A 25,118-nucleotide genomic window follows, 5' to 3' on the forward strand; every position below is an offset into this window, starting at 1 on the left:
ATAAACCACGGGCGGGTAAAAAAGATTTTTTCAATCGACGGATCGATAAAAGCAATAGCGCCTCAATCGTCGGAGGTCTTGTGCTTGTATTCGCATAAATCTTCGATTCGGCAGCTGCCACAGCGAGGCTTGCGCGCCAGGCAAACGTAGCGGCCGTGCAGGATGAGCCAGTGATGGGAGTCCAGCAGGAATTCCTTGGGAACAAATTTCATCAATTTCTTCTCGACCTCCACCACGTTTTTGCCGGGGGCCAGCCCGGTGCGGTTGCTGACGCGGAAAATGTGGGTGTCGACCGCCATGGTCAACTGTCGAAACGCGGTATTGAGCACGACGTTGGCGGTTTTGCGGCCGACGCCCGGAAGGGCTTCCAGCGCTTCGCGCGTCTGCGGGACTTCACTGTCGTGGCGCTCGATCAGCAGGCGGCAGGTCTCGATTACGTTTTTGGCCTTGCTGTTGAACAGCCCGATGGTCTTGATGTATTCGGACAGCCCTTCGACGCCCAGGGCATGGATCGCCTCTGGCGTTTTGGCCACCGGGAACAGTTTGGCCGTGGCTTTGTTGACGCCGACGTCGGTGGACTGGGCTGACAGAATGACCGCGATCAGCAACTCGAACGGCGAGGAATAGGCCAGTTCGGTTTTCGGTTCCGGGTTGTCCTCGTGAAGGCGACGAAATATTTCCAGGCGTTTTGCGGCGTTCATGGGCGCGGCATTTCCTCAGCGGATGAATGGGGTTTGGCGGCCCTCCAGGCCTGTCGGGCCGCCAACAGCAGCCCGAGCAGAATGAACCCGCCAGGGGCGAGCAAGGCCAGGGGCAGGCCGCTGCCGATCAGCCCACGCACGGCGCCCAGGCTGATCATCAAAAGGCCAAACAGCCCGGCCAACCTGAGGCGTCCGGGCCAGCGAGAGTCAACGAAGAAGCCCTCATGCTCCAGCGCTACGCAGCTCAGGGCGATCCAGCCAACGTAAAGGCTCAACGGTCGATACAATTCCAGTGCCCAGGCCTGGCCGACAAGGCCAATGCAGGTGCTCAGGGTAGCGGCCAGCACGAGGGAGGCGAGCTGCCGTTGACAGGCTGCCAGGTGTTGCCGGACAAGCCCCATTGCCAAGCCATGGCTGAAAAGAACCAGGGCCCAGGCCAGCCATAACCCCAGCGCGCCAACCAGCGAGTCGCTCGCGCCGACCAAGGGGACGAGCAGCAGGCCGTGTGTCAGTCCCCATGGCTTATTCATTGGCCGCCACCCCCGTCAACTGAGCCTTGTGCTCGTCGAAGTAACGCAGCGCATCGTGAACAGCCTGGAGGACCGCCCGGGACGTCACCGTCGCGCCCGCCAGTTGATCGAACTGCCCCTGGTCCTTTTTCAAGGCCCAGCCGCTGTCATCAGGTGCCTGGCGTGATTTACCCGTGAAGGTCTGCAACCAGGCGTTCGGCCAGCCGGCAATCGCCGCGCCCAATCCGGGTGTCTCGGATTGGCGCAGGGTCTTGACGCCCAGCAACCGGCCCTGTGGATCGATGGCGACCAGCAATTCGATGCTGCCTTCATAGCCCAGCGCCTGGCTACGCAGCAGCACGGCGCTGGGTTGGCCGCTGCGAGTCGCCAGGTAGCCACCCAGCAGCGTGCTATGGGCCAGGGGCACCGAAGTTGTGACAACGGGGTGCGCCAACGGCTGGTTATCATAGTGGTCGGTGGGCAGCACCTCGAGCAAGACCCTGTTCGCCAGTGCTTGCTGCTGGGCCTCGATACGCCCGGCGGTGCCGAGGTGCGTGAGGTAAGTGGCACCGATACCCAGGCCGATCAACAAGGTCAGGATTGCCACGCCGACGGGATTGTTCATGTCAGTGGCCGCCGTTGTCGCGCCTCGGCAAACCGCTCCAGCGCCGGCACGCCGAGGTTCATCAGCAACACCGCGAACGCCACGCCGTCGGGGTAGCCACCCCAGGTGCGTATCAGATAGACCAGCAATCCCATGCCCGCGCCAAACAGCAGGCGGGCGAGAGGAGCCTTGGCACCCGAGACCGGTTCGGTCGCGATAAAAAACGCGCCGAGCATGGTTGCGCCGCTGAACAGATGAAACAGCGGCGAGCCATGGGAGTCGGAGCCCGAACCGTTCCAGCACAGCAGGCTGACGACGGACAGGCTCAGCAGCATGCCCACCGGCGCATGCCAACTGAACACCCGTTGCTGCAGCAGAAACAGACCGCCCCCCAGGAAGGCCAGGTTGACCCATTCGACACCCCGGCCACCGAAACGCCCGAACGCCGGATCGTTGGCGAACAGTTCATCGACGGTCAGGCTCGTGTTGATTCGCAGGCTGTCCAGTGCGGTCGCCCCGGCCCAGGCATCGGGCGCTGGATGAGCGCCGAATACCTGCTGCAAGCCTTCAGACAGGCCCATGCCATGGAGCGCCGGCCAGTGACTCATCTGGGAAGGAAACGCCACCAGTACCAGGGCGTACCCGAGCATTGCCGGGTTGAACGGGTTGCTGCCGACGCCGCCCCACAGGTGCTTGCCGAACAGCAAGGCGCAGGCGGCCGCCGTGACGGTCAGCCACCAGGGGCAATAGGCCGGCAAGGCCAGGGCCAGCAGCGTGGCGCTGACCAGCGCGCTGCCATCGCTCAGGTCGGGCCTGAGTGGCTGGCGTCGCAAGCGCAGCACCAACGCCTCGATTGCCAGCGCAGTGACGCCGGACAACAGCAGGTTGAGCGCCACGCCCCAGCCATGGAACCACAGCAACGCCAGCACGCCGGGCAGCGTTGCCAGCAACACTCGCGTCATTGCTTGGCGCAGCCGTTCGTCCACGGGCTCAAGAGACGGCATGGACGTCCACCTGGCGTTCGGCATCCTTCACCGCTTGTTCCAATGCCTGCAGTTGTTCATCCGATGCTGTAGCTGCCCGGGCTTTGCTGAGTTCGGCGCGGCGCATCGCCAGTTGGATCTTGGCTCGCTTCAGCTCGGCGTTTTGCGTCGGTGCAGGGGCTGGCGCGGCCGCGGGTGCGGGCGCGGCGTTTTCCAGTTGGCTCAGCGCCTGTTCGGCCGCTTCGAACTGGCGTTGCAGCACGATCAGTTGCGACTGCTGCTCGAAGGTTGGCGGGTGGCCGAACGCTTTCAAGGATTTATTCAACTGCGCCCGGCTCATGGCCAGGTCGACCTTGGCTTTTTTCAAGGCGGCATCGGCAGTGGCGGCTTTTTGCGCGCGTACGCGCTCCAGTGCGGCTTGCACGGGGTCGAGTGCCGGGTCCTGGGTTTGAGCCTGGGCCTGCGCCGCCCGTTGGGTTCGAGCCAGGCGTTCGGCCTGGCGCTGCTCTTCTTCGCGGCGCAGGCGCGCATTGCGTTGTTCGAAGCGGCGCCGGGCATGATTGCGCTTGGCGGTTCGCGCCTGCTGTTCTTCGACGCTGAAGGCCAGGCCGCCGACGATCGGCAGCACGTTTGCGGTCGGCAGGGGACGCATTTCGATGCAATCGACCGGGCAGGGCGCCACGCACAGATCGCAGCCTGTGCATTCGTCGATGAGGACGGTGTGCATCAGCTTGGCGGCGCCGACAATCGCGTCCACCGGACAGGCCTGGATGCACTTGGTGCAACCGATGCATTCGGCTTCACGGATAAAGGCGACTTGCGCCGGGGCCACGCCGCGGCTGGTGTCCAGCTCCAACACCGGTATTTTCATCAGCTCGGCCAGGGCGGCGATGGTTTCGCGCCCCCCGGGCGGGCATTTGTTGATCGGCTCGCCCTGGGCGATGCCTTCGGCGTAGGGTTTGCACCCGGGATGGCCGCACTTGCCGCATTGGGTCTGCGGCAGCAGGGCGTCGATACGTTGAATCAGGCTCATGTTTTGACCAGCCCACGCAATCCGAGAAAGGCCACCGCCATCAGTCCGGCGCTGATCAACTGAATCGGCAGGCCCCGAAAGGGCAGGGGAATATCGTTATTGAAGGTGCGCTGGCGCAGATCGTCGAACAGGCCCAGCACCAGCCAGAACCCCAGCCCGGCACCCAGGCTCAGGGCGATGGCGTGGCCCAGGCCTCGGTCATCCTGGCCGTTGAGCAGTGTGACGCCAAGTATGCCGGCATTACCCAGCAACAGCGGCCACAACCCCTCGAACGGCATTGCCGGCCGCCAGCGTGCCAGCAGGCGCAGCAAAGGGCCGATCAGCAACACGCTCAAGGACAGCCAGGCCAAGAGGCGCAGCGAGACCAGGTTGGTCGGTGCCAGCAGCCCATGATCGATCAGGTAGCCCAGGGTGCCGACGATCAGCATCAGGCATGCCGTCGCCAGGCCCAGGGCGTGTACCTGCTTCCTGCCGTTGACCGCCAGCAGCGGATCGACGCCCAGCGGCCAGTGCAACACCAGGTTGTTGATCAGAGCAGCGCTGAACAGCGTGAGGACGATTTCGGTCATGGGTGTGTTGGCGACAAAGGACCTGTTACAAGATTAGGCATTATCCGGCACGCCGGGGGCGTGGGCCAGATATGAAAATCCCACAGCCACCTGCAAGGCGACTGTGGGATCGGTGCAGCAAGCGGTCGCGTTACTTGATCCGCTGGCCCGGCTTGGCGCCGCTGTCAGGGCTCAACAGGTAGATTTCCTCGCCGCCGGGGCCTGCCGCCATCACCATGCCTTCGGAGATACCAAAGCGCATTTTGCGCGGCTTGAGGTTGGCGATCATCATCGTCAACCGGCCTTCGAGCTTGGCCGGGTCCGGGTAGGCACTCTTGATGCCGGAGAACACGTTGCGTTGCTCGTCGCCGATGTCCAGGGTCAGGCGTAGCAGCTTGTCGGCGCCTTCGACGGCCTCGGCCTTGACGATCAGCGCCACGCGCAGGTCAACGGCGGCAAAGGCGTCGAAGTCGATTTCCGGCGACAGCGGGTCCTTGGCCAGTTCGCCGTTCCCGGCAGGCGCACCGGTGTCGGTCTGGCTGGCGGCCAGGTCTTCCTTGGAGGCGTCGGTCATGGCTTGCACCTTGGTCGCGTCGATACGGGTCATCAACGGCTTGAACGCGTTCAACTGATGGTTGCTCAGCAGCGTCTGGTGATCGTTCCAGGTCAATGGCGCGACGTTGAGGAACGCCTCGGCATCGGCGGCCAGCAGCGGCAGCACCGGCTTGAGGAAAATCACCAGTTGGCGGAACAGGTTGATGCCCAGGGCGCAGATCGCCTGGACTTCGTCCTGCTTGCCTTCCTGCTTGGCCAGCGACCACGGGGCCTTGTCGGCGATCCAGGCATTGGCGCGGTCAGCCAGGGCCATGATTTCGCGCATGGCACGGGCGAAGTCGCGGGACTCGTAGGCTTCGGCGATGCTTGGCGCGGCCGCCAGGAAGGCGTCGGTCAGTTCCGGCGCGGCATTGCCGGCGACCAGGACCCCGGCGTTGCCCTTGTGGATGAACCCGGCGCAACGGCTGGCAATGTTGACGACCTTGCCCACCAGGTCGGAGTTGACCTTCTGCACGAAGTCTTCGAGGTTCAGGTCCAGGTCGTCGACGCCGCGGCCGAGCTTGGCCGCGTAGTAGTAGCGCAGGTATTCCGGGGACAGGTGGTCCAGGTAGGTCCGGGCCTTGATGAAGGTGCCGCGGGACTTGGACATTTTCTGGCCGTTGACGGTCAGGTAGCCGTGGACATTGATGCCGGTCGGCTTGCGGAAACCGGCACCTTCAAGCATTGCCGGCCAGAACAGTGCGTGGAAGTTGACGATGTCCTTGCCGATGAAGTGATACAGCTCGGCGGTGGAGTCCTTGCCCCAGAACGCGTCGAAGTCCAGCTCCGGCGTACGGTCGCAGAGGTTCTTGAAACTCGCCATGTAGCCGATCGGTGCGTCCAGCCACACGTAGAAATACTTGCCGGGCTCGTCGGGGATCTCGAAGCCGAAGTACGGCGCATCGCGGGAAATGTCCCACTGCTGCAGGCCGGCATCGAGCCATTCGGCGATCTTGTTGGCGACGGCGTCCTGCAGGGTGCCGCTGCGGGTCCAGGCTTGCAGCATCTGCTGGAAGTCCGGCAGCTTGAAGAAGAAATGCTGGGAGTCCTTGAGCACCGGCGTCGCGCCGGAAATCGCCGATTTCGGGTCTTTCAGGTCGGTCGGTGCGTAGGTGGCGCCGCATTTTTCGCAGTTATCGCCGTACTGGTCTTCAGTGCCGCATTTCGGGCAGGTGCCCTTGATGAAGCGGTCGGCCAGGAACATTTTCTTTTCCGGGTCGAAATACTGGGTGATCGAACGGGTGGCGATGTGCCCGGCGTCACGCAGTTTCAGGTAGATCTGGCTCGACAGCTCACGGTTTTCTTCGGCGTGAGTGGAGTGGAAGTTGTCGAAGTCCACCAGGAACTCGGCAAAGTCGGCGCTGTGTTCAGCCTGGACGTTGGCGATCAGTTGTTCCGGGGTGATGCCTTCCTTTTCTGCGCGCAGCATGATGGCCGAACCGTGGGCGTCGTCGGCGCAGACATAGATGCATTGGTTGCCGCGATGCTTCTGGAAGCGCACCCACATATCGGTCTGGATGTACTCCAGCATATGGCCGAGGTGAATCGAACCATTGGCATAGGGCAGGGCGCTGGTGACGAGGATCTTGCGTGGCTCGGACATGGGGCTCGGCTACTTGATGAAACGGAGGTCGGCCACTATAAAGCGCTGGCGGCTTTTTTTCACCCTTCGGGGCTGTTTCGGGATGCATCGTCTGGTAACAGCGTAGGCACAACCTGTGGCGAGGGGATTGTGGGAGCAAAGCTTGCTCGCGAAACAGGCGCCTCGATTTCTGAAAGACCGCATCGCCTGCATCGCGGGCAAGCCTTGCTCCCACACAGCGGGAGCAAGCTCCCTCGCCACAAGAGCGTTCGTCGCCCTTAATCGGGTCGCCACAAAAGCATGCGCGGCGTAGGATAGCGGCCTGTTTTCAAGTCTTGCTATCGGAGTTGCCCATGAGCGCCGTCAATCGCGCAGCGGTGGAAGCCGTCCTTCGCCAGTACACCGACCCTTATCTGAACCAGGACCCGGTCAGCGCCGGATGCGTGCGCGCCATCGACATCCAGGGCGATCACGTCAGTGTCCGGCTGGAAATCGGCTACGCCGCCGACCTGTTCAAGAGCGGTTGGGCGCAGATGCTGCAAATGGCGATCGAGGCCCTGGACGGGGTGAGCGCCGCCAAAGTCGACATCACCAGTGTGATCGCCGCCCACAAGGCCCAGGCGCAGGTGCCGGGGCTGGCGAACGTCAAGAACGTGATCGCCGTGGCCTCGGGCAAGGGCGGCGTGGGCAAGTCCACCACTGCGGCCAACCTGGCCCTGGCCCTGGCCCGTGAAGGGGCGAAGGTCGGGATTCTCGATGCAGACATCTACGGCCCGAGCCAGGGCATCATGTTCGGTGTTGCCGAGGGCACCCGACCGCAGGTCAAGGACCAGAAGTGGTTCGTGCCGATCCAGTCCCATGGCGTGGAAGTCATGTCCATGGCCTTCCTGACCGATGACAACACACCGATGGTCTGGCGCGGGCCGATGGTTTCCGGTGCCCTGTTGCAACTGGTTACGCAAACCGCCTGGGGCGACCTGGATTACCTGGTGATCGACATGCCACCGGGCACCGGCGATATCCAGCTGACCCTGGCGCAGAAAGTCCCGGTGGCCGGTGCGGTGATCGTCACCACACCTCAAGACCTGGCCTTGCTGGACGCGCGCAAGGGTGTGGAAATGTTCCGCAAGGTCAACATCCCGGTGCTGGGCGTGGTGGAAAACATGGCCGTGCACATCTGCTCGAACTGCGGGCATGCCGAGCACCTGTTCGGCGAAGGTGGCGGGGAAAAACTGGCGACCCAGTACGGCGTCGAATTGCTGGCTTCGCTGCCGCTGTCGATGCTGATCCGCGAACAGGCCGACGGCGGCAAGCCGACGGTCATCGCCGAACCGGACAGCCAGATCGCCATGGTCTATCAGGAACTGGCCCGCCACGTGGGCGCGCGGATCGTGTTGCAAGAGGCTGCGTCACCGGCGATGCCGAACATCACCGTCAGCGACGATTGATCGGCTGAACTGCAATCCATGTGGGGAGCAAGCCTGTAGGAGCAAAACCTGTGGGAGCATAGCTTGCTCGCGATGACGGCATCACACCCAACATCTCTGTTGGCTTTAAAACCGCTATCGCGAGCAAGCTATGCTCCCACAGGCTTTGCCCTCCAAAGGCTTGCTCCCACATTTTGTTAGGCGGTGGGTTTAGATCCGCAACCCGCCATCCATCTCCAGGATCCGACCGGTGTAATAGTCGTTCTCGAAGATATATGCCGCCGAATGCGCAATCTCCTCAGGCTTGCCCATGCGCTTGAGCGGGATCCCCGAGGTCATTTTTTCCAGGGCCTCGGGCTTCATGCCCAGGGTCATCTCGGTTTCGATGAAGCCCGGTGCGATGCCGGCGACACGGATGCCGTAGCGCGCCAGTTCCTTGGCCCAGGTCACAGTGGCGGCGGCCACACCGGCCTTGGCGGCCGAGTAGTTGGTCTGGCCCACGTTGCCGGCGCGGGAGATCGACGAGATATTGATGATGGCGCCGCTGTTCTTCAGCTCGACCATTTTCGCCGCCACTTCACGGGTGCACAGGAATACACCGGTGAGGTTGACGTCGATCACGGCCTGCCACTGGGCCAGGCTCATCTTGGTCATTTCGCCGTCCTTGACCTTGAGCAGCAGGCCGTCACGCAGGATCCCGGCGTTGTTGATCAGGCCGTGGATCGCGCCGAAGTCCTCGGCGACCCGGGCGACCATGTCGCTGACCTGCTCCTCATTGGCAACGTTGCACAGATACGCCCGGGCCTCGACGCCCTTGGCTACACACGCGGCAACTACCTGGTCGAGTTTTTCCTGGTTGAGGTCCACCAGGGCGAGCTTTGCGCCTTTGCCCGCGAGATACTCGGCCATGGAGCGGCCCAGGCCCTGGCAACCGCCGGTGATAATGATTACTTTGTCAGTGAGTTGCATGCTCATGTCCAGGTGGCGCAGCGATGGAGGGGACCTTTTGGGACGTCTCTCGATTGGCGACGGTGTAGCCCGGTTGCACACGAGAACTGTCCTATCGGTGTATCGGAACATTACTCCAGTCGCCTGACCGTTTTCTAGACGGATTTCATTAAAGGAGTCATAAGTTGAGCGTTGAAGCTGCCAAGCATGCCCGGGAACTGCTGCTCAAGGAATACCGTGGAGTGCTCGCCACTCATTCCAAATCCATGCCCGGCTTTCCGTTCGGCTCCGTGGTGCCCTATTGCCTGGACGAACAAGGCCGACCACTGATCCTGATCAGCCGTATCGCCCAGCACACTCACAATCTGCAGAAAGACCCCAAGTGTTCGATGCTGGTGGGCGAGCGGGGCGCCGAGGATGTGCAGGCCGTGGGGCGCCTGACCTACCTGGCCGAGGCCCGCAAACTCGAAGACAGTGGCGCCATCGAGGCCGCCGCTGAGCGTTACTACCGCTATTTCCCTGACTCGCAGAACTACCACAAGGCCCATGATTTCGATTTCTGGGTGCTCGAGCCGGTGCGCCATCGCTACATCGGCGGCTTTGGCGCCATCCACTGGATCGACCAGCTCACCCTGGCCAATCCCTTCGCCGGCAAAGCCGAAGCCAGCATGGTCGAGCACATGAATGCCGATCACGCCAAGGCCATCGCCCATTACGTGGAATTGACCGGCCTGCCGAAAAGCGAACCGGCACAACTGGCGGGCATAGATAGCGAGGGCATGCACTTGCGCATTGGCCAGGGCCTGCACTGGCTGGCGTTTCCGACGCCTTGCAACACCCCGACACAAGTGCGCGAGGCCTTGGTTTATCTGGCTCACGCCGAGCAATGGCCAAAAAATGCGGAAGTCGACGCTTGAATTCACGAAAGGGCGACGTCATTTAGGGTTTCATAGCAAGGCATTCTTGCGTTGAGGAACCATTTGATGCGCCCTTTTTTGTTGCTCTTTCTGCTGTTCCCGGTGTTGGAGCTGTTCGTATTCGTCAAGGTCAGCGGTGCGATCGGGTTTTTCCCGGCCCTGCTGCTGGTCATTCTCGGCTCGATGCTCGGCGTGTTCGTGCTGCGTATCGCCGGCCTTGCCACGGCATTGCGGGCCCGTGAAAGCCTGAACCGCGGCGAGCTGCCCGCCCAGACCATGCTCGAAGGCCTGATGCTGGCACTGGGTGGCGGCCTGTTGATCCTGCCAGGCTTTATCAGCGACGTGCTGGGCCTGGTCATGCTGTTGCCGTTCACCCGTAGGCTGCTGGCCAATAAAATGCGCCAGCGCGCCGAAGAGCAGGCGATGCGTCAACGCGCCTTCGCCGATGACCTCCAACCCCGCGGCGGCCCGGCTCCGCGCGAGCCTGTGGGCCGCGAGCCCAACGTGATCGAAGGCGAATTCGAACACCGCGATTCCAAGTAAAACTATCAGCACGGCGCCTTCGGGCGCCGTGCTCGTTTTGGTGGCACGGAGTAAAAAATTTTCTGTCCCCGCCCTTGTAATCCACTTGTGCGCCCTTATGTAACGGTCACCGCAAGGTTTCCGGTGGTGACACCGGACAGACTTCCGCGGTTCGACTGACGAACCGCACCCGGCTCCGCCGGCTTTGTTAAACCCGCCGGGACTACACCGGCCGATGAAAACCAAAAATTAGGAGAGATCGACAATGAAGCTTCGTCCTCTGCATGACCGCGTCGTCATCCGTCGCAGCGAAGAAGAGAAGAAAACCGCTGGCGGTATCGTCCTGCCAGGTTCGGCTGCTGAAAAAGCCAACCACGGTGAAGTTCTCGCTGTAGGCCCAGGCAAGGCACTGGAAAACGGTGAAGTACGTGCGCTGGCCGTGAAAGTGGGTGACAAGGTTGTGTTCGGCCCTTACTCCGGCAGCAACACAGTGAAAGTCGACGGCGAAGACCTGCTGGTAATGAGCGAGAACGAAATCCTCGCTGTTCTCGAAGGCTGATTCCCCCGCCCATTTTCCCGTTACTACAAAGTATTTAAGGAATATCGATCATGGCTGCTAAAGAAGTTAAATTCGGCGATTCCGCCCGTAAGAAAATGCTCGCCGGTGTCAACGTCCTGGCTGATGCAGTAAAAGCGACCCTGGGCCCGAAAGGCCGTAACGTGATCATCGAGAAGAGCTTCGGCGCTCCGACCATCACCAAGGACGGCGTTTCCGTAGCCAAAGAAATCGAGCTGAAAGACCGCTTCGAAAACATGGGCGCGCAACTGGTCAAAGACGTTGCCTCCCGTGCCAACGATGACGCCGGCGACGGCACCACCACCGCTACCGTCCTGGCTCAATCGATCGTCAACGAAGGCCTCAAAGCCGTCGCTGCCGGCATGAACCCGATGGACCTCAAGCGCGGCATCGACAAGGCGACCATCGCCATTGTCAAAGAGCTCAAGGCCCTGTCCAAGCCATGCGCTGACACCAAGGCAATCGCTCAGGTCGGCACCATCTCCGCCAACTCCGACAACTCCATCGGCGACATCATTGCCGAAGCCATGGAAAAAGTCGGTAAAGAAGGCGTGATCACTGTTGAAGAAGGCTCGGGCCTGGAAAACGAACTGTCGGTTGTAGAAGGCATGCAGTTCGACCGTGGCTACCTGTCCCCTTACTTCGTCAACAAGCCAGAGACCATGACTGCCGAGCTGGACGGTCCGCTGATCCTGCTGGTCGACAAGAAGATCTCCAACATCCGCGAAATGCTGCCAGTGCTGGAAGCCGTTGCCAAAGCCGGCCGCCCACTGCTGATCGTGGCTGAAGACGTTGAAGGCGAAGCCCTGGCGACCCTGGTCGTGAACAACATGCGCGGTATCGTTAAAGTCGCAGCCGTCAAGGCTCCAGGCTTCGGCGACCGTCGCAAGGCCATGCTGCAGGACATCGCCGTACTGACCGGCGGTACCGTTATCTCCGAAGAGATTGGCCTGAGCCTGGAAAGCACCACCCTGGAGCACCTGGGTAACGCCAAGCGCGTGATCCTGTCCAAGGAAAACACCACCGTGATCGACGGTGCCGGCGTTGAGACTGACATCCAGGCTCGCGTTCTGCAGATCCGTCAGCAAGTGGCCGACACTTCGTCCGACTACGACCGTGAAAAACTGCAAGAGCGTCTGGCCAAGCTGTCCGGCGGCGTTGCAGTGATCAAGGTTGGCGCTGGTTCCGAAGTTGAAATGAAAGAGAAGAAAGCCCGCGTTGAAGACGCCCTGCACGCTACCCGCGCAGCCGTTGAAGAAGGCGTGGTACCTGGCGGCGGCGTGGCACTGGTTCGTGCCCTGCAAGCCATCAGCGAACTCAAAGGCGACAACGATGACCAGAACGTGGGCATCCAGTTGCTGCGTCGCGCTGTAGAAGCGCCGCTGCGCCAGATCGTTGCCAACTCCGGCGACGAGCCAAGCGTTGTGGTCGACAAGGTCAAGCAGGGTTCGGGTAACTACGGTTACAACGCTGCTACCGGCGAATACGGCGACATGATCGAAATGGGTATCCTGGACCCAGCCAAAGTGACTCGTTCGGCTCTGCAAGCGGCTTCGTCGATTGCCAGCCTGATGATCACCACCGAGGCGATGATCGCTGAAATCAAGGAAGACGCTCCAGCTGGCGGCGGCATGCCAGACATGGGCGGCATGGGTGGCATGGGCGGCATGATGTAAGCCAGCCTTACCCCTGTAGCGAAAAACCCCGCCTGCGAAAGCAAGCGGGGTTTTTTATTGCCTTGGGTTTGCCCAGCATCGAGCTGGACCCAGCTGCCTCTGTGGGAGCAAAGCTTGCTCGCGATTGCGGTGGGTCAGCTTGCCAGGATGCTGAAGCTGCCATTGCGATCGCGAGCAAGCTTTGCTCCCACAGGGTTTGTCCGAGACGCTTTCAGGCGTTGGCGGGCTGGCTCAGCGCTACGCGATCAGTCATGACGGCCGGTCGGTACAGGATGTAGTAGTAACACCCCAGGCAGATCAGCCAACAGAACACCGCTGTCCACACATTGTGGGAAAAGAAGTGCGCCCCTTGCATCATTCGCCCCAGGGAGAACACCGTTCCCAACGTGAAGGCGAATATCAGAGCCTGGCGGGCCAGGCGTGGGCGGCGGTCGCGCAGGACGAAGAACAGCGCAAACAACGTGAACCCGGTAGCGGCGTGACCGCCGGGCCAGCATCGACCGGGTTTGTCCGTGGCCGGGCGCGGGCTTAGCAGCTCACTGTAGGTTTCCTTGCCACCGAACTCCTTCAGGCTCCAGGGGCATTGCACCGCCGTCACCGCTTTCATCGGCGTGACGAAGGACGTCGCCAGTGCCAGGGACAACACCAGGCAGCCCAGTTCGCGTTTGAATGGTTTGAGGCGGGCGATGAAAAACGTACCGATGAACCCGAGGATGGCAAACACCGAAAAGGCGATAACCACCTGTTTCGCTCGGTCATGAAGGATGTTTTCCAGAAAGTAACTATGACGCCCGATGAAGTTGCCGGCGGTAGGGTCATAAAACAGTTTGGCCAGCTGCATATCCAGGTCGGTCCACTCCAGCGGTACCAGAAGGAGCGCTATCAAGATTGGAGCTCCGAGGCACAACCAGAAATTCAGCGGGCGAGGGACAGGGCGTAGAACGCTTGATGACATGACAGGTCCTGAACAAAGAAAACGCCCCAGGGCATCAGCCTGGGGCAGTTCGATTAACGTTCGCTGACTTGCTCGGCACCCTCCTTGGGTGCTTTCCAGCCAAGCAGCTGTTGTTTGAAGCCATAACTGGCGGTTTGGTAATACGTGATGGCGCGGCTGATCAGCGGGTCTGCGCTGTCCGCCCGGGATTCGCGACTTTCGGTCAGCGCATCGTCATGCCGTCGCAGGCCCTGGCGTGGACTGAGGATTGCCAGGTCCTTGCCGTCGAACAGGCCCAGGTGCTGGTAATTGCCTACGACGACGCGGGGTGGCAACGGGTTGTCCTGCAACAGGTCGCGACCAAAGAACGTCGACTCGTAATCCATGTTCAGCAAGCCGAGCAAGGTGGGTGCGAGGTCAATCTGACTGGCGAGTTGGCCGTCTTCTCGCGGTTCGATCAGCTTCGGCGCGTAGATGAACAACGGGATCTGATAATTGCTGATCGGCAGGTCTTCCTTGCCAGCGCTGCCGGCGGTGTGGTCGGCGACGAAGACGAAGATCGTGTTATCGAACCACGGTTTTTGCCGCGCCTGCTCCAGGAACTGACCGATGGCATAGTCGGTGTACTTTACCGCGCCATCACGGCCATTGCCGGACTTGATGTCGATCCGGTTATCCGGGTAGGTATAAGGGCGATGGTTGGAGGTGGTCATCAACTGCAATAAAAATGGCTGTTGCTGGGCATGATTGGCATCGGCCAATTTCAACGTCTGTTTGTACAGGTCCTCATCGGCCATGCCCCAGGCATTCTTGAAGTGGATCTCGGATTCATCGACGCTGGTTTGATCGACGACCCGATAGCCATTGCCGCTGAAAAACGCGTTCATGTTATCGAAGTAACCGCGCCCGCCATAGACAAACACGCTGTCGTAGCCGACCGCGTTCAACTGCTGGCCAAGGCTGGCGAAGCCGCTTTCCCGGCCAATGCGCTTGACGATCGAGCGTCCCGGGGTAGGCGGAATAGCCAGGGTGATGGCTTCCAGGCCTCGATCGGTGCGAGTGCCTGTGGCGTAGAAGTTATTGAAATACAGGCTCTGTTTGCGCAAGGCGTCCAGATTGGGCGTCAAGTTGCGTTGATCACCGTTGCTGCCCAGGTATTTGGCGCTGAGGCTTTCGATGGTCACCAGCACGATGTTCGGTTTACGGGCGGTGCCGGGGCTGTCGATCATTCGGCGGATATCTTGTGGGTCCTCACCGACGAAGCGTGCATTGGGCTCGCTCAGTTCAGCACGTATCTGCTGGGCGACGGTCGCTGGGGGCAAGCTGCTGTAGAACTGTCCGTAGTCCAGTTCGTTATTACGAAACGCCGCGAAAAACTGATATGGGCCGTTGCTTGCCAGTTCGTTCTGGTAGGCATTGCCGCCCTGGGCACGTGGTGCATCCTGGCTGAGCAATTGCAGGCTCAGGCCCGCGACAGCCAACAGGCCTAATGCATTGAGCAGGCGTCCGCGCAAGGGCGGCAATGGGGCGGCCAACGCGGCATTGAACGGTTTACCCAACGCCAGGCTCAAGCCCACGGCCAGTACCGCAAGAGTCGTCAACAGAGTGCCGATTGGATACGATTCCAGCACGTTGTTCAGCACTTCATCGGAATAGACCAGGTAGTCGACAGCGATGAAATTGAAACGTACGCCGAACTCGTCCCAGAACAGCCATTCGGCGACCGAGGTGAACAGCATGACGAACACGCTGACCGTCAGCAGCCCGCGAAGAAACCAGCGGTGACCGCGACGGTGCCATAGGGCTGGAGGGCAAAGCAGCAGATACAGCCCCATCGGCAGGATGGCATAGGCGAGGAACCCCAGGTCATACAGCAGGCCGGTGCCAAACACGGAAAACGCGATGCCTCCGGCCTCATCCAAGTGGGTGAGCAGCAGAACGGTTCGGGTCAGGATAAACACTGCCAGCCAGACGCTGGTGACCAGCAGCAGAAAGCGCATGGGCGCCGCTTTGATAAAGTCCATTTACTACTTTCCTTATATATCAATCCGATAGCGCGAGAGTCTTGCTCCCTCACTGTAGTCAGGTTGTGAATCGATAGTGAAAAAACCATTAAAAACTGACGTACGGCAGGTGTCAATTTTCCGCCGCCTCCAGCCCTAGCCCTGAATCGGCATTGGCCGTAAGCTGCGCGGGCCAAGATGGCCGTTAACTGTGTACACAGAGGTGCCCATGCGAATTCTATTGGTCGAAGACAACCGCGATATCCTGGCCAACCTGGCCGACTACCTGGGGCTCAAGGGCTACACCGTCGATTGTGCCCAGGACGGTTTGTCGGGGTTGCACCTGGCCGCGACCGAGCACTACGACCTGATCGTGCTCGACATCATGCTGCCGGGCATCGACGGCTACACCTTGTGCAAACGCCTGCGCGAAGACGCCCGGATCGATACGCCGGTGATCATGCTCACCGCGCGAGACCAGTTGGATGATCGCTTGCAGGGTTTCAAGTCCGGGGCTGACGATTACCTGGTCAAGCCCTTTGCCTTGTCGGAGCTGGCGGCGCGGATCGAAGCCGTCATGCGTCGGTCCCAGGGTGGTGGTCGCCGTGCCTTGCAGGTCGGCGACCTGAGCTACGACCTCGACACCCTGGAAGTTACGCGTGAAGGCAAGCTGCTCAAGCTCAACCCTGTGGGCCTCAAGCTGCTGGCGGTACTGATGCAGAAAAGCCCTCACGTGCTGCGCCGCGAAATCCTCGAAGAAGCGTTGTGGGGCGATGATTGCCCGGACAGCGACAGCCTGCGCAGCCATGTCCACCAACTGCGCCAGGTCATCGACAAACCGTTCGAAAAACAGCTGCTGCATACAGTGCACGGCGTTGGTTACCGCTTGACCGAGGGCCGTGATGGAGTTTAAGCAAAGCCTTGCCCAACGGATCATCATCGCGTTTGCACTGATGAGCGCGTTGGTGGCGGGTGCTTTTGCCCTGGGCATCATCGCGACGGTCCATCTGGTTGAAGAGAAATTGATTTCCGCCGGACTGGGCGGGGACCTGCAACGCCTGTTGCTGATGGACAGTGTTTCCGACTGGAGCCATCGCCCAGAGCCCGACCAGTTGTTTTATTTCAGCGGCGGCCCGGGGGACTTCGAGTTGCCCAAGGATTTGCGCCATCTGGAGCGCGGTTTCCACGAGGTGTTCCGCGAGCAGCTGTCCTATCACGCCATGGTCGAGATCGTTGACGGCCGGCACTACGTGTTGCTGCAGGACCAGAGCGACTTCGAAGAGCGCGAACGGGTGCTGTTCGCTGTGGTGCTGGTGGGCTTTGTGCTCAGCCTGGCACTGGCGGTATTTTTGGGCTGGGTCCTGGCACGCCGGGTAATGGCGCCGGTGGTTCGCCTGGCCCGGCAAGTGCGCCACCGCGACCAGCTCCTGGGCCTGGCTCCGCCGCTGGCTCCGGATTATGCCGCCGATGAAGTGGGTGAACTGGCCGTGGCGTTCGACGCAACACTGGGGCGCTTGCGCCAGGCCCTGACCCGTGAACGATTGTTCACCAGCGACGTGAGCCACGAATTGCGCACACCGTTGATGGTCTTGGCGACCTCCTGTGAATTGCTGTTGGAAAATCCGGCATTGGACCAGCGTGGTCGCACCCAGGTCGAGCGCATCAACAGGGCCAGTGAAGAGATGCGCGAACTGGTGCAGACCTTCCTGATGCTCGCCAGGGCCCAGCGCGAAGACAACGGCATGTCGCCTCGGCGGAACCTTGCACAGGTGGCTGAAAATCTCCTCGGAGTATGGCGCGGCTCCATCGAATCCAAAGGCCTGACGCTGATCTTCGAACCGGGGCAAACCCTGGACACCCTGTATAACGCCACGTTCCTGACCGCCGTCATGGGCAACCTGCTAAGAAATGCCTTGCACTACACCGACCAGGGGTTCATCCGTCTCTCGTTGTCTGCGACCGGCTTCGTGGTCGAGGACAGCGGCGTGGGCATCCCGGAGGAGAAGCGCGAGGCGATGTTCGAGCCATTCGTGCGCGGCAACGAAAAGCGTGGCGAGGGGTTGGGGTTGGGACTGTCACTGGTGCAACGGATTTGCGAGAACCAGGGCTGGACGGTGAGTCTCAGCACGATGGAACCCAACGGTTGCCATTTCGAGGTGGAGTTGAATCCGAAGGTATGATCGTTTAGCTTGGAAAAATCTTGTAAAAATTTGGTCATTTACATGACGAATTTTTCACAGAGTGATGACCTGACCCTGACATACCAATTCATAAGGTGGGGGCTATTCAGACATGGAGGCCCCCATCAATGCCCGACCCGATCAAACTCGATTTTTCCGAGAAATACGACGAGCAGCACGCCAAGAAGTATTTTCATAAGCATCGAGGCAGCTTGAGTCGCCGTCTTTCCAACCTACGAGACCAGCAACTGGCCCGCCGCGCATTGGCACTGGTGGGTGATCCAGGCCTGGTATTGGATTTGCCGTGCGGTGCCGGGCGATTCTGGTCTTTGTTGGCCGAAAAACCGAACCGGGTCATCATCGGCGCGGACAATTCCGAGGCCATGCTCACGACCGCAATGGAGGCTCAACCGGCCGATGTGGTGAAACGGGTACAACCCTTGCACACTTCTGCGTTCGACATTGCCTTGCCTGATAACGCCGTCGACAGCATTTTTTGCATGCGCCTGTTGCATCACATCGGTGAACCCGCGCACCGACTGGCGATTCTTAGGGAATTCCACCGTGTCAGCCGCGACAGCGTGCTCGTTTCGTTATGGGTCGATGGCAATTTCAAGGCCTGGAAACGCAAGCGCCAGGAACGCACTCGTGGGCAAAAAGACTACCAGAATCGATTTGTGTTACCGGTTGCTACAGTAGAGGAGGAGTTTCGGCAGGCAGGGTTTCGCATTCAGGAACGACTGGATTTTCTACCGCTCTATGCCATGTGGCGAGTTTATGTATTACGCAAGAGGTAAAGGCATGGGTGTACAGGCAGCAGAACCATCGACGATTCTTCTCGACGACTTCGAACATTTCTGGAGTCAGCAGGGTGAGTGGGTGGAAGAACCTAATGTGCGTCGCGGCGGTGAAAGCGGCGTACAGCGGATCAAGAGCAAGGACGGCAAGCTGCTTTATGCCAAGCGTCAGACCGGACATATTTATCGCAGCTGGTTGCACCCGTTCGGTAGACCGACCGTGCTGCGCGAGCAAGACGCACTCCTGGCCTTGACCCGGTTGGGTGTTCGCGTCCCCCAGCTCATTTTCTGTGGCGCCCAACGCGACCCGGTTCACAAGTGGCGTGCGCTGCTGGTAACCCAGGCGCTGGAAGGTTTTGAAGAGATCGAGCACTGGTATGCCGGCGGTGGCCGCGAGCGCCATGGCGAAGCCGTGCATGATCAAATCCTCCTGGCACTGGCTGAAAACCTGGCCCGCATGCACAAGGGCCGTTGGCAACATGGCTGTATCTACATCAAGCACGTCTTTGTGCGCGTGACCGGGGAGGGCGAGGCGGCCAAGGCCGAAGTGGCTTTGCTCGATTTTGAAAAGTGTCGCCAGCGTCTGACCGCCCAACGTGCGGCATCCCATGACCTGAAGCAGTTGCGGCGCCACTCGTCGTTCAGCGAGGCTGACTGGAAAAAACTGGTCTACTTTTACGAGGCGGCGTTTGGCAGCGCTATCAAAGGTTTATAGCGATGAAACTAGAAATTGCTAGAGGTTTGTTTTTAGTCGGAGCCCTGGCAGTTGCATCGATGGCGGTGGCTGTGTGGGAGCAGCCACGCTCGCAGATCCTCAGTGCCTCCAATGCGGGTGCGCATTGTCCTTTGCCGCGTGTGGCAAAGGTCAGCGAGACGATCCGACCGGATAATGACCTGCTGCTGTTCATGTTCAGCCTGTCCCAGGGGATGAGGCCGCAAAGTTGAGAGACATAAAGCCAAAATAAAGGCCTCGCTTGTGCGAGGCCTTTATTTTTTGACTGCAGAAAAACCATTGTGGCGAGGGGATTTTGTGGGAGCAAAGCTTGCTCGCGAAACAGTCGCCCCGATTTCTGGAAGACCGCATCACCTTCATCGCGGGCAAGCCTTGCTCCCACAGTATCCCTCGCCACAGGTGTTCACTTCAGGCCTTGTCCGGCTTGGCCAGCAGCGTGTAGACACAAGGCAACACGAACAGCGTGAACAAGGTGCCAATCGACATCCCGGTGGCGATCACCGTGCCGATGTCGAAGCGGCTCACCGCCCCGGCGCCCGTGGCGAAGATGAGCGGCACCATGCCGAACACCATTGCTGCGGTGGTCATCAGCACCGGCCGCAGACGAATCGACGCGGCTTGTTCCACGGCTTCGCGCGGTGTCAGGTTCTGTTCCCTGCGCAGCTGGTTGGCGAATTCGACAATCAGGATCCCGTGCTTGCTGATCAGGCCAATCAACGTCACCAGCCCCACCTGGGTATAGATGTTCATGCTCGACCAGCCGAGGAACAACGGAATCAAGGCGCCGCAAATCGACAGCGGCACGGTCACCAGGATCACCAGCGGGTCCCGGAAACTTTCGAACTGCGCGGCCAACACCAGGAAGATGATTGCCAGTGCCAGGGCAAAGGTCGCCCACAACGCGCTGCCTTCCTGTACGAATTGGCGCGACGCCCCGGCGTAATCGAAGGCGAACCCCACCGGGGCTTCCTCCCGGGCGATCTGGCGGACGGTCTCGATCGCCTCGCCCATGCTCACGATGGGAAAGCCCGAAATGGTCACCGCATTGAGCTGCTGGAACTGGTTCAGTTGTCGCGGTCGCGCCCGGTCGCTGACCTTGATCAGGGTCGACAGCGGGAGTGATTCACCCTTGGCATTTTTCACGTAGTAGTTGTTCAACCAGTCCGGGTTGTCCCGGAAGGGGCGTTCGACCTGGGCAATGACCTTGTAGCTGCGCCCCTCGAGAGTGAAGCGGTTGATCTCGGCTTCACCCAGCAGTGTCGCCAGGGTACCGCCCAGGTCCTGCATCGAGACGCCCATCTGGGCGGCCTTGGCGCGATCGATATCCACCACGACTTCGGGTTTGTCGAACGCCAGGTCAATGTCCATGAAGGCGAACTTGCCGGATTCCAATGCGCGCTTTTTGACCCGGTCGGCAATCTCCAGCAGCGTCGCATAATCCTTCGGCGAGTTGATGACGAAGGCAAATGGCAAGCCTTCGCCGGTGCCCGGCAGCGAGGGCAGGTTGAAACCGAAGATCTGCAAGCCAGGCACGCTTTCCAGCTTGGCCTGGACCTCTGGCAGGATTTCCATCTGGGTGCGGCTGCGTTCGTTCCAGGGCTTGAGCAGGAAGCCGCCGATGCCCGACTGTACGCCGTTATAGCCGTTGATCTGGAACGAGGAGTAGTACTCCGGGAACTCCTTGAAGATGGTAATGAAGTGATCGGTGTAGGTGTTCAGGTAGTCGAGGTTGGTGGGTTGCGGGGCGTTGGCCATCATGAAGATGATGCCCTGGTCCTCGTCGGGGGCCAGTTCGGACTTGGTGAACATGATCAGCACCGGGATCAGCAGCAGGACGATCACGGCGAACACCAGTACCACCGGCCGGGTGTTGAGCGTGCCGTGAAGCATGCGCTGGTAACGGCTCTTCAAACGTTCGAAAACCATGTCCAGCCGATGGGCCAGCCCCGAGGGGTTCTCATCGTGGCGCAGGAGCATGGCGCACATCATCGGTGACAAGGTCAGGGCGACGATCCCGGAGATCACCACCGCCCCGGCCAGGGTCAATGCGAACTCCTTGAACAAAGCGCCCGTCAGGCCCTGGAGCAGGCCGATCGGCGCGTACACCGCCGCCAGGGTGATGGTCATCGAGACCACCGGCATGGCGATTTCCCGGGCACCTTCTATCGCCGCGTCGAATGGGGTCTTGCCTTCCTCGATGTGCCGGTGAATGTTCTCCACCACCACGATGGCGTCGTCCACCACCAGACCGATGGCGAGCACCATGGCCAGCAGGGTCAGGAGGTTCATCGAGTAGCCCATCAACTGCATGAAGAACATCACGCCGATCATCGACAGCGGGATGGTCACCACCGGGATGACCACCGAGCGCAGGGCGCCGAGGAACAGGAACACCACGACGATGACGATCAGCACCGCCTCGAACAGGGTTTTCACCACTTCGTCGATGGAAGCCTGGATGAACAGGGTGGCGTCGTAGGCGATCTCGGCCTTGAGGTTGGCCGGGAGCTGGGCCTCCATGTCCGGCATGATCTTGCGTACTTCCTTGATCACATCCAGCGGGTTCGCACCCGGCGTGGCCTTGATCCCGATGTACACCGAGGGCGTGCCACCAAAGGAACTGATGGAGTCGTAGTTCTCGGCGCCCATTTCCACGCGGGCCACGTCCCGCAGCAATACGCGGCTGTCGCCGTCGGTCTTGAGCGGGATCGCGCCGAAGGCCTCGGCGGACTTGAGTTCGGTGTTGGCGTTGATGCTGGTGACCACATACTCGCCCTTCACTTCACCAGCAGCGGAGAGGAAGTTGTGCTGGCGCACGGCATTGGTCACGTCGGCGGCAGTCAGGCCGAAGCCGGCGAGTTTGACCGGGTCCAGCCACAGGCGCATGGCGAAGACCTGGTTGCCGAGGATTTCCGCCTCGGCCATGCCTGGCAGGGTCGCCAGTTTGGGCTGGATCACCCGTGACAGGTAGTCGGTGATCTGTGGGTTGTTCAGTTCCTTGCTGAAGAAGCTGATGTACATCAGTGCCGAGGCATCGGCGGCCTCGCGGCTGAGGACTGGGTCCTCGGCATCCTGGGGCAGTTGGTTCTTGACCTCGTTGGCCTTGGCCAGCAGTTCGGTAAAGAGCCGGTCGCTGTTGGAGCCGATGCGGGCATAGACCGAAATCACCGAGAAATTCTGGCGGCTGACCGAGGTCATGTAGTCGATGCCCTCGGCACTGGCCAGGCTCTGCTGCATCGGCTGGGTGATGTAGCCCTGGATGGTCTCGGCATTGGCCCCGGGGTAGGCGGTGGTCACCGTGATCAGGGCGTTCTCCATTTGTGGATACTGACGCAGGGGCAACTTGCTCCAGGCCTGGAAGCCCAGTAGCACGATCAACAGGCTGACCACGGTGGCGAGCACCGGACGGCGGATGAACGGATCGGTAAAAGCCATGGGGGTTCCTTGATCAGTCCGCGCGCGGCGGGCTGTTCTGTTCGGTCAGGGTCTTGTCGTCGCTGATGGCGATCGGCGTACCGTTATCGAGCTTGAGCTGGCCGGCAATCACGACTTGCTCGCCGCTCTGCACGCCTTTGGTAACCAGCACCTGCCCGTCGCGTCGTTCGCCGGTTTCCACGAAACGCCGTTCAGCGATCAGGACCGGCTGGCCCTTGTCGTCTTTCTCGACATTGCCGTCGGCGGTTTTCTTCCGGGTCACCACGTACATGGAGTTGCCGTAGAGGGTGTAGGTCACGGCGCTTTCCGGCACGACGATTCCGGCGGCCACGTCCGGCAGGATCACCTGCAGGTTGGCGAACATGCCGGGCAGCAGCTTGCCGTCGGGGTTGGCCAGGGTGGCGCGCACCAGCACGTTGCGGGTGCTGTCCTCGACCTTGGGGTTGATCGCGCTGATGGTGGCGACGAAGTTTTGCCCGGGATAGGCCGAGACACTGACGTTGACCGACTGGGCAACGGCGAGCCTGGGCACGGTTTGCTCGGGGACGTAGAAGTCCACGTAAAGGCTGCTGAGGTCCTGCAGGGTGGCGATCACCGTGCCGCTGGCCAGGTAGTCGCCAACGTCCACCTGGCGAATACCGATGGTGCCGCTGAAGGGCGCCAGGATCTGTTTTTTGGCCAGCGAAGCCTTGAGCTGGTTGACCGTGGCCTGGTTCTTCTTCAGTTGCGCCGAGAGCCGGTCGAATTCGCCCTTGGAGATCGCCTGGCTGCCCACCAGTTGTCGGCCGCGCCCGAAATCCAGTTGCGCCAGGCCAAGGTCGGCCTCGGCGGTTTCCAGCAGGGCGCTTTCGACTTCACTGTCCAGTTGCAGCAGCGGTTGGCCGGCCTTGACCTTCTGCCCGGACTGGAATTGCACCTTCTGCACGGTCCCGGCGATTTCCAGGCTCAGGTCCACGCCTTGCAGCGCCTTGAGGCTGCCAACGGTGGGCAGGCGAGCTTGCCAGGGTTGCTGGGCGGCCGTGGCCACGGCCACGCTGACCGGTGGTTTGGGTGCAGAAAACATCTGGATCTGCTGGTAGACGGAGAAGGCCTTGTAGCCGGCGAGCAGCAGCACCACCAGCAGGACAACACCCAACATGATCAGCATGCGGCGTCGCAGCATGTTCCACTTCCTTGGAAAAGAGCTGAGAGAAAATACAGATAGGCGGGCACATTACTCTGAGTGTGCGGGCTATTCCAGATGTTGGCGGGCCGGTGATGCGTGGGATTCTTCCGAAAAATCAGGGAGCTCGGCACCGAGGTGCTTCGCTCCCTGGCTCAGGCCAGATGCAAATGGTTGTCCCAGAGGCCTGCCGGCAGATCCAATGGTTTTGCAACCAGTTGTGTCTGCCGGCAATCGTAATAGCGGCAACGCCCTTGGCCCGACGTCACGACAAACCCGTCGGCCACCGCGCCCACGCCGGCACAGTCCGGCAGCGGCGCATCCAGGCGTACTTCGCCACTGTCCAGGTCCCAGATGAAGAAGCGGTTGCCACGAGGAGCGGTCAGGGCCACCAGGCGCAGGTCGCTGTGCACGGCGACGCTGGCAGTGTAGTGCCCCATGGCCTGCAATTGCTCTTCAGGCACTGGGAACGCCTGGAACGGCTGGCCCGGCCGCTTGATCGCCAGCAGTTGCGACGACTCGTGGGCAGCGCCCATGAACTGCTGGCCGGAGACGATGGTGCCGTCGCTGGCGATGCCCAGGTGGCGCACGCTATTCATCGACTGGGCGAGGGTTTCCTTGCTCAGCAGGGTGCCATCGCGTTGCATCAGCACCAGGCTCGGCTCCATGGCGTCGAGGTTCATTTCGACCCGGCTTTCGGCCTCGGTGCGAATGCCGCCATTGGCCACCACCAGGGTTTCGCCATCAGGCATCCATGAGACCTGGTGCGGACCGATGCCATGGGTGGACATCTCGCCGCTGTGCACCAGCCGCTCGCCTTCGAAACGGTACACGCCCAACAGGCCGCGCCCCGGGTCGGTGGTGTCGTTCTCGGTGGCATACAGCCATTCGCCGCTTTTGTGGATCACCGCATGGCCGTAGAAATGCCGGTTCGGCAACGAAGTGATGGTTTGCAGCAGCGTCCCGTCGCGCAGGTCGATCAGGTAGCTTTCGGTACCTGGACGGCGGGCGACGAACAGCGCAATCGGCTGTGTCGGATGATTGATGATGTCATGGCAGCGCTGGCCGACCTGGGTGGCGAACACCCGGGTGCCGTCCAGTCGATAGCCGACGGCGTAGTGCTTGCCGTCGCCGTCGTCCCGTGCCGAAAGCAAGAGTGGGTGCTTGTCCTTTTGCTTGAACAGCGTCCAGCCGCCCAGGGTGACGGCGCCGAGCAGCAAGCTGCCCAGTGCCAGAACCTGACGTCGAAACAT

Annotated in this window: 23 protein-coding genes; 10 read left to right on the plus strand and 13 right to left on the minus strand. The window is 60.9% G+C overall.

Translation table 11 applies throughout. The features are described 5' to 3' along the window. Nucleotides 1-62 precede the first annotated feature (62 nt). The 7 genes from nth to metG all read right to left on the minus strand — a co-directional run bounded on the left by nth (nucleotide 63) and on the right by metG (nucleotide 6,575). On the minus strand, nucleotides 63-701 hold the full coding sequence (gene nth, locus AB4Z20_RS03670) for an endonuclease III (protein WP_253477443.1): 639 nt from the start codon (nucleotides 699-701) through the stop codon (nucleotides 63-65). Beyond that, nucleotides 698-1,231: an Rnf-Nqr domain containing protein gene (locus tag AB4Z20_RS03675; protein ID WP_442089348.1), complete on the minus strand. Its 534-nt coding sequence runs from the start codon at nucleotides 1,229-1,231 to the stop codon at nucleotides 698-700. The genes nth and AB4Z20_RS03675 overlap by 4 nt, the downstream gene beginning before the upstream one ends. Beyond that, nucleotides 1,224-1,835 carry an RnfABCDGE type electron transport complex subunit G gene (locus tag AB4Z20_RS03680; protein ID WP_442089349.1) on the minus strand — a complete coding sequence of 204 codons (612 nt, stop codon included), beginning with the start codon at nucleotides 1,833-1,835 and terminating at the stop codon, nucleotides 1,224-1,226. The genes AB4Z20_RS03675 and AB4Z20_RS03680 overlap by 8 nt, the downstream gene beginning before the upstream one ends. Then, nucleotides 1,832-2,818 carry an RnfABCDGE type electron transport complex subunit D gene (locus tag AB4Z20_RS03685; protein WP_258689186.1) on the minus strand — a complete coding sequence of 329 codons (987 nt, stop codon included), beginning with the start codon at nucleotides 2,816-2,818 and terminating at the stop codon, nucleotides 1,832-1,834. The genes AB4Z20_RS03680 and AB4Z20_RS03685 overlap by 4 nt, the downstream gene beginning before the upstream one ends. Continuing rightward, entirely contained in the window at nucleotides 2,805-3,830 is a 1,026-nt protein-coding gene (gene rsxB, locus AB4Z20_RS03690) for an electron transport complex subunit RsxB (protein WP_258689184.1), read from the minus strand. The genes AB4Z20_RS03685 and rsxB overlap by 14 nt, the downstream gene beginning before the upstream one ends. Further along, on the minus strand, nucleotides 3,827-4,399 hold the full coding sequence (locus AB4Z20_RS03695; RefSeq protein WP_258689183.1) for an Rnf-Nqr domain containing protein: 573 nt from the start codon (nucleotides 4,397-4,399) through the stop codon (nucleotides 3,827-3,829). Before AB4Z20_RS03695 ends, rsxB begins: the two co-directional genes overlap by 4 nt. Nucleotides 4,400-4,529: 130 nt before the next feature. Beyond that, the gene (metG, locus tag AB4Z20_RS03700; RefSeq protein ID WP_442089350.1) at nucleotides 4,530-6,575 is read right to left on the minus strand and encodes a methionine--tRNA ligase; all 2,046 of its coding nucleotides are present in this window, start codon (nucleotides 6,573-6,575) and stop codon (nucleotides 4,530-4,532) included. Between the two features lie 332 nt (nucleotides 6,576-6,907). Here metG and apbC point away from each other — a divergent pair, with 332 nt between their 5' ends. Next, nucleotides 6,908-8,002, plus strand: a complete 1,095-nt coding sequence (gene apbC / locus AB4Z20_RS03705) for an iron-sulfur cluster carrier protein ApbC (RefSeq protein ID WP_442089351.1) — start codon at nucleotides 6,908-6,910, stop codon at nucleotides 8,000-8,002. Between the two features lie 189 nt (nucleotides 8,003-8,191). Here apbC and AB4Z20_RS03710 read toward each other — a convergent pair whose 3' ends face one another. After that, nucleotides 8,192-8,950 carry an SDR family oxidoreductase gene (locus AB4Z20_RS03710; RefSeq protein ID WP_253477419.1) on the minus strand — a complete coding sequence of 253 codons (759 nt, stop codon included), beginning with the start codon at nucleotides 8,948-8,950 and terminating at the stop codon, nucleotides 8,192-8,194. A 164-nt stretch (nucleotides 8,951-9,114) separates the two neighbouring features. Here AB4Z20_RS03710 and AB4Z20_RS03715 point away from each other — a divergent pair, with 164 nt between their 5' ends. The 4 genes from AB4Z20_RS03715 to groL all read left to right on the plus strand — a co-directional run bounded on the left by AB4Z20_RS03715 (nucleotide 9,115) and on the right by groL (nucleotide 12,621). Next, nucleotides 9,115-9,846, plus strand: coding sequence for a HugZ family pyridoxamine 5'-phosphate oxidase (locus tag AB4Z20_RS03715; protein WP_186650416.1), 732 nt, complete (start codon nucleotides 9,115-9,117; stop codon nucleotides 9,844-9,846). A 66-nt stretch (nucleotides 9,847-9,912) separates the two neighbouring features. Further along, the gene (locus AB4Z20_RS03720; protein ID WP_014339863.1) at nucleotides 9,913-10,389 is read left to right on the plus strand and encodes an FxsA family protein; all 477 of its coding nucleotides are present in this window, start codon (nucleotides 9,913-9,915) and stop codon (nucleotides 10,387-10,389) included. Between the two features lie 244 nt (nucleotides 10,390-10,633). Next, entirely contained in the window at nucleotides 10,634-10,927 is a 294-nt protein-coding gene (locus tag AB4Z20_RS03725; protein ID WP_003204913.1) for a co-chaperone GroES, read from the plus strand. Nucleotides 10,928-10,977: 50 nt separating this feature from the next. After that, complete coding sequence (groL, locus tag AB4Z20_RS03730) at nucleotides 10,978-12,621, plus strand: chaperonin GroEL (RefSeq protein ID WP_014339862.1); 1,644 nt, start codon at nucleotides 10,978-10,980, stop codon at nucleotides 12,619-12,621. 211 nt (nucleotides 12,622-12,832) lie between these two features. Here the strand turns inward: groL and AB4Z20_RS03735 are convergent, their stop codons facing one another. Together AB4Z20_RS03735 and AB4Z20_RS03740 are read right to left on the minus strand one after the other, a co-directional pair. Beyond that, on the minus strand, nucleotides 12,833-13,576 hold the full coding sequence (locus AB4Z20_RS03735) for a phosphatase PAP2 family protein (protein WP_320389354.1): 744 nt from the start codon (nucleotides 13,574-13,576) through the stop codon (nucleotides 12,833-12,835). Between the two features lie 53 nt (nucleotides 13,577-13,629). Further along, nucleotides 13,630-15,579 carry an LTA synthase family protein gene (locus tag AB4Z20_RS03740; protein WP_320389353.1) on the minus strand — a complete coding sequence of 650 codons (1,950 nt, stop codon included), beginning with the start codon at nucleotides 15,577-15,579 and terminating at the stop codon, nucleotides 13,630-13,632. Between the two features lie 208 nt (nucleotides 15,580-15,787). Between AB4Z20_RS03740 and colR the strand changes: the two genes are divergently transcribed. From colR to AB4Z20_RS03765, 5 genes are all read left to right on the plus strand, one after another. Continuing rightward, nucleotides 15,788-16,471: a two-component system response regulator ColR gene (colR, locus tag AB4Z20_RS03745; RefSeq protein WP_320389352.1), complete on the plus strand. Its 684-nt coding sequence runs from the start codon at nucleotides 15,788-15,790 to the stop codon at nucleotides 16,469-16,471. Then, nucleotides 16,461-17,738, plus strand: a complete 1,278-nt coding sequence (locus AB4Z20_RS03750; protein WP_214509459.1) for a sensor histidine kinase — start codon at nucleotides 16,461-16,463, stop codon at nucleotides 17,736-17,738. The genes colR and AB4Z20_RS03750 overlap by 11 nt, the downstream gene beginning before the upstream one ends. Nucleotides 17,739-17,866: 128 nt before the next feature. After that, entirely contained in the window at nucleotides 17,867-18,535 is a 669-nt protein-coding gene (locus AB4Z20_RS03755; RefSeq protein ID WP_442089352.1) for a class I SAM-dependent methyltransferase, read from the plus strand. A gap of 4 nt (nucleotides 18,536-18,539) precedes the next feature. After that, the gene (locus AB4Z20_RS03760; RefSeq protein WP_214509461.1) at nucleotides 18,540-19,250 is read left to right on the plus strand and encodes a lipopolysaccharide kinase InaA family protein; all 711 of its coding nucleotides are present in this window, start codon (nucleotides 18,540-18,542) and stop codon (nucleotides 19,248-19,250) included. A gap of 2 nt (nucleotides 19,251-19,252) precedes the next feature. Then, nucleotides 19,253-19,480 (plus strand): hypothetical protein, encoded by a 228-nt coding sequence (locus AB4Z20_RS03765; protein ID WP_214509462.1) that lies wholly within the window; start codon nucleotides 19,253-19,255, stop codon nucleotides 19,478-19,480. A gap of 196 nt (nucleotides 19,481-19,676) precedes the next feature. Here AB4Z20_RS03765 and AB4Z20_RS03770 read toward each other — a convergent pair whose 3' ends face one another. From AB4Z20_RS03770 to AB4Z20_RS03780, 3 genes are all read right to left on the minus strand, one after another. Beyond that, on the minus strand, nucleotides 19,677-22,703 hold the full coding sequence (locus AB4Z20_RS03770; protein ID WP_214509463.1) for a multidrug efflux RND transporter permease subunit: 3,027 nt from the start codon (nucleotides 22,701-22,703) through the stop codon (nucleotides 19,677-19,679). 13 nt (nucleotides 22,704-22,716) lie between these two features. After that, nucleotides 22,717-23,865, minus strand: a complete 1,149-nt coding sequence (locus AB4Z20_RS03775; RefSeq protein ID WP_442089353.1) for an efflux RND transporter periplasmic adaptor subunit — start codon at nucleotides 23,863-23,865, stop codon at nucleotides 22,717-22,719. 155 nt (nucleotides 23,866-24,020) lie between these two features. Then, entirely contained in the window at nucleotides 24,021-25,118 is a 1,098-nt protein-coding gene (locus tag AB4Z20_RS03780) for a DUF1513 domain-containing protein (RefSeq protein WP_077508578.1), read from the minus strand.

This window comes from Pseudomonas sp. KB_12 (genome assembly GCF_052114545.1).
Lineage (GTDB): Bacteria > Pseudomonadota > Gammaproteobacteria > Pseudomonadales > Pseudomonadaceae > Aquipseudomonas > Aquipseudomonas brassicacearum.